Origin of the sequence: uncultured Campylobacter sp. (assembly GCF_938040115.1) — a bacterium.
Taxonomy (GTDB): domain Bacteria; phylum Campylobacterota; class Campylobacteria; order Campylobacterales; family Campylobacteraceae; genus Campylobacter_A.
Window position 1 is genome coordinate 1 of the sequence record NZ_CALHXD010000179.1, and the last position, 4,554, is coordinate 4,554.

At 48.9% G+C, this 4,554-nt stretch carries 4 protein-coding genes and 2 pseudogenes; 4 read left to right on the forward strand and 2 right to left on the reverse strand.

Going from position 1 to position 4,554, the window contains the following annotated elements; translation table 11 throughout:
• The 3 genes and pseudogenes from Q0314_RS06325 to Q0314_RS06335 all read left to right on the forward strand — a co-directional run.
• Positions 1-194 (forward strand): annotated as a pseudogene (locus Q0314_RS06325) (RDD family protein); the annotation flags it as partial.
• Between the two features lie 177 nt (positions 195-371).
• Positions 372-1,949: a type IV secretory system conjugative DNA transfer family protein gene (locus tag Q0314_RS06330; protein ID WP_298057601.1), complete on the forward strand. Its 1,578-nt coding sequence runs from the start codon at positions 372-374 to the stop codon at positions 1,947-1,949.
• Positions 1,950-2,117: 168 nt separating this feature from the next.
• A complete protein-coding gene (locus Q0314_RS06335; RefSeq protein WP_298057596.1) occupies positions 2,118-2,588 on the forward strand; it encodes a hypothetical protein in 471 nt (156 codons plus the stop codon).
• 193 nt (positions 2,589-2,781) lie between these two features.
• Here Q0314_RS06335 and Q0314_RS06340 read toward each other — a convergent pair whose 3' ends face one another.
• Together Q0314_RS06340 and Q0314_RS06345 are read right to left on the reverse strand one after the other, a co-directional pair.
• Positions 2,782-3,390: a hypothetical protein gene (locus tag Q0314_RS06340; protein ID WP_298057598.1), complete on the reverse strand. Its 609-nt coding sequence runs from the start codon at positions 3,388-3,390 to the stop codon at positions 2,782-2,784.
• Positions 3,391-3,447: 57 nt separating this feature from the next.
• Complete coding sequence (locus Q0314_RS06345; RefSeq protein ID WP_298057600.1) at positions 3,448-4,185, reverse strand: hydroxymethylpyrimidine/phosphomethylpyrimidine kinase; 738 nt, start codon at positions 4,183-4,185, stop codon at positions 3,448-3,450.
• Positions 4,186-4,327: 142 nt separating this feature from the next.
• On the opposite strand from Q0314_RS06345, the pseudogene Q0314_RS06350 reads away from it, so the two are divergent.
• A pseudogene (locus tag Q0314_RS06350) lies at positions 4,328-4,554 on the forward strand (class I SAM-dependent methyltransferase); the annotation flags it as partial.

The following is a 4,554-nucleotide window of genomic DNA, read 5'->3' on the forward strand; positions in this document are numbered from 1 at the left end:
CGCAAAATATCTACCTCATCGACCTACGTAGCGGCCGCAAGCTCGGCTTCGCACGCGTTTTGCTCCGTTACATCTGCTTTTTGCTCGCAGGCGTTAGCGTGGTCGGACTTTGCCTCTGCTTTTTTCGCAAGGACGCGCTAAATTTGCACGATCTGCTCACGCACTCGGCTGCCGTCTGCAAAAAAGTGGACTGATTTTGCCCGCTTGCGGCAAATTTGAGCCGAATTTCGGCATGACCCGCCCTGCTCCGCTAAAGCTCAAATTTGATCTAGCATTTTTGCGGTGCGGGTTTTGCAGGCTAGATTCTCATCCCGTCCCCGCGGCAAATTTAACCCGCTCGCCGCCTCGTCAAATTTAAATCTTTAAACCAAATTTCGTTACAATCGCCCCCAACAAGGAAAAATATGCAAAAAATAATGGGATTTACGAGAACGCGGGAAAACGCGGAGAAAAAAGGCGCGCTGATACCTAGCGACTTCACGCACGCAGCCGTCATCGGAGAAACGGGCAGCGGCAAGACGACGGCGATGATATATCCGAATTTGCTTGACCGCATGCAAAACGGCTACGCGGTGTTTGCAGTGGATTATAAAGGCGGTGAGAGCGCCAAAATAAAGGCTCTAGCGCGCAGAGCGGGCCGCCTAAAAGACGTCGTGAGCGTGGGTGCAAGGCTGGACGCGCCGATAAACCTCATCGCCTCGATGAAGCCGCGGGACTTTAAAAACTGCGTGAAAAAACCGATGGAATCAAGAGAAAAGTTTTGGGAAGAATTTGGCTCGAGCATCGCGACGGAGTTTTTTAAGGTGCTAAAGGCGCTTAAAATTTTCGCTAAAAAAATCACTCCGCTAAACGACTGCTACGGGGATGCGTTCTACGCCGACGTGCGCACGCTCGCGCGGGATTTTACCTTTGACGTCGCTACGATACTGCGCCTCTCGCAAGACCTAGAAAAGATGCTCGAGTTTAAAGACGCGCTGAACCTCATCTGCGACAATCTCGACTCCTCGACGCTAAATTTCACCCGTGAAACGATAATGATAAACCGCGCATTTTTGGCCACCGCGGACGAGTTTTTGGACGCGACGAGCCGCTACAAGGACATCGGCGACGAGCGCACGAGGGATGATTTTCGCAACTACTCGATGATGATGTCGCCGTTTCTGGGCCTCATGAACGACGACTCGCTAAACGGCGACGGCGAGGGCGCTGCGGGCGACGCGAGTATCGCAGGGCTACTAAATAGCGGCAAGATCGTGATATTTAACGCCGCAAGCTGCGACAAAAGCGCGCTAAGTTTCCTGTTAAACAGCTTCTTACCCGAGCTTTTAAAGCGCGTAACGATGAAGCAAAAAAGGCCCATTAGCCTATTTCTCGACGAGTCGGCGAAGCTGCTAAGCGAAAACACCGAGCTAAACGAAGAGATCCTGCGCGAGTGCGAGGTGGAGCTGGTGCTAGCATTTCAAAACGAGTTTTTGCTCAAGCGTGCGATCGGCGGCACGGCGTACGAGGCGCTGATGGGCAACCTTACCAACCGCTACTTCATGCGCAACAAGGACGTCGTGAGGCTGGGCGGCAGCGAGGTGGACTGCTCTACGCTGGAGAAATTCGAGTGCGTGTTAGAGGGAGACAAGATCGCGCTGGAGCCGATTTTCATAGACGAAGCGGAGTGTCTGCAAGCGCAGCTGGAGTTTGAGCGCGAGAACCGTCTGCACGAGCGACTGCTGGGCAAAATCTACGAAAACCGCGTGATAGAGTTTGACGAGGAGCTCGTGGATGACGGCAAAATCTGGGTGCGCGATGTGGATACGGGCGAGCGCGAATGCGTGTTTTTCAGCGACGAGGTGCTAGGTATCCGCCCGCAAGATATCTATAAACGCCCGCCAAATACCGGCGGCTACAATATCTCGCTCGAAGACGGCACGGACGACGCGCAGATAAGTTTTAGGTAAATTTGACGGCGACTAAGGGGGAGAGCGGGTGAAATTTGACCGCAAATTTGGATCAAATTTGAAGGTCGGCGTAAATTTAAACGGCAGCGTAACTTGACGATTTTAACCGCTCGCCGTTTGCATAAAACTAGGCTGGATAAATTTAAAATTTGACTTTAGGCGGAGGATATGAACGAAAATCCAGGCAGAGAAAATAAAGAGCCGGAGCTACTTTACAGACTAGACAAACGAAATCCGCTCATGGTAATGATCGACTTTATCTCGTACAGCTTTTTCCTACTCGTGCCCGCCTTGCCTACTGTGATATATTACGACGGCTGGATGCGCATACTTGGGATTTTGAGCTCCGCACTTTTGATCTGGCTGCTATACTCGGTGATATTTTTTAACTACGTTGAAATTTATAGAGACAAGATTGTTATAGATAGATTTATATTTGGAAATCAGATTATAAAACCAGAAAATATAATACACTGTCGTATCTTTGAACGCGCTTTTTTACCGGCGCACGTAGAAATAGCGCAAAAGACGCAACATCGTATAGTCAAGATGACCATAATAGCAGGCCTCATGCACAAACAAGCCGACGAGCTAAGAAGCCAAATAGCTCGTATAATGCCGCGGGATGCAATTGATTAATAGCAATCAGTATAAACAGTCAAATTTGCCGCCGTTATCCGTATCCAAATTTAACGAACGAGCCAGACAAAACCCGCTCATCGGTAGTCAAATTTAACAAAACCGCCCGCAAATTTATCTCTCCTCGTTTCGGGTCAAATTTAGCCGCCAAACCAAACCCCAAATTTAGAGCATAAATCTAAAATTTAGATTTTTATCTACGTTTTATATTTTTGCCGTCTTTATTTACGCACATAAAATCCACGGTAGCCCCGCCGTCATAAATCAAAGCTACGCCGTCTAAATGAAATCTATCGTCGCAGCCCGCCTCTTCGTCGCCTCGCAGTATCTCGTCCGAAGCGTCGTCAAAAATCTCGTAATACGCACCCCCAAAGCCCTCATTGCGATAATAAATCGTCGTCTTGCGCTCGCCTCCAAACGCCTCGTTGCCCCAGATTCTTACGCCTATGACGTTTGCGCTTTTTAGTTTGGCTTTTAGTTCGCCAAAAGTCTGTTCGTCCCAGCCCAGTATCCGCAGTGGTTCCTGCACGCTCGTTCGCTTATCTACGCGGATGAAGCTCGCGGTTTGGTTTTCATCGGCACTCACGGCGCTAAACGTCTCAACCAGGGCTCCGTCTAAGCGCAGGTCAAACCAAACTCCGCGAGGCCTAATCTCGCGCGCAAAATCACGCAATGCTAAAATCTCGATATGATTTTTTGCGTAGTTTCGCGCTAACTCTCGTCCGTCGTATAAATTTAAGTAGACGGCCGCCGCCGCGATTAGAAAAATAATAATAAAAGACGCTTTGTAGCTTATACTCATAAATCCTCGCAAATTCTTTTATTCTTAGTCTAATTTACGGCGTCAAGCACGCTAAATTTAAAATTTAACCCCGTGATTTAGCAGTTTTCTCACGCCTAGATTCGTGTCGATGCCGGTGATTATGGCGTTGTAGATGTATTCTTTACCTTGCTGGATGGCGCTTTCTAGGCTCTCGCCGCGAGCGAGCAGGCAGGCTAGCGAGCTAGAAAACGTGCAGCCCGCGCCGATGATAACCAGCGGATCGGCTAGCGGCGTCTCAAAGTTTTGCACGCTGCCGTCCTTGCGGTAGAGCGTGTCGATGCTCTTGCCCGCGACGATGTGTTTTTTCACTATTACGTCGCACGGTAGATTCGTAAAATCATCGCCGAAAAGCACGTCGGCTTCGCGTAGGTTCGGCGTCGTGACGGCGGCAAATTTCATCAGCTCTTTTAGCCGCTCGATGGCGCTATCTTTGATGAGTTTGTGCCCCATTTTCGAGACGCAGACGGGATCTAGCACCACGGGGGCGGAGTTTTTTTCTAAAAAGCTCTGCACGACGTCCATGATAGGCTCATTAAAGAGCATGCCGATCTTGACGGCGTCGAAGCTAAACTCCGCCGAGAGCATCTCCAGCTGATCGGCGATGAACGAGGGATCAAGCGAGACGATGTTTTTGATCTTGTCCGTGTTTTCGGCAGTTAGCGCCGTGACCGCCGTCGCGCTATAGCAGCCAAAGTGCGCGCACGCCTTGATATCGGCTTGCAGTCCCGCGCCGCCGTTGCTGCATGAGCCTGCGATGATGAGGATTTTTTTCATTTTTTGCCTTTTTTCGTTTTTAAAAGCCGTATTATAAACGACATTGCATTAACGACGCGTTAAACGCTAAAATTTATAAAATTTTAAAGCCGTTTGCACTACAATTTCTATAAAGATTATCAAAATAAAAAGGAAAAACGAGATGGAAAAGATCGCGTTTAAGGATATCGTCTCAGAAACGCTACTTATAAATTTATACTTTAGAAGCAAGGAAAATGAAGAAACTAGGCCCATACTAAAAGACGAATTTTCATGCGACGTCGTGAGCAGGATAGATTATGATTTCGCCAAATTTGACCGCTCGACGCTAAGCAGGGTCGGCACGGTGATACGCGCGAGGTTTTTTGACGACTGCATACTTAAATTTAC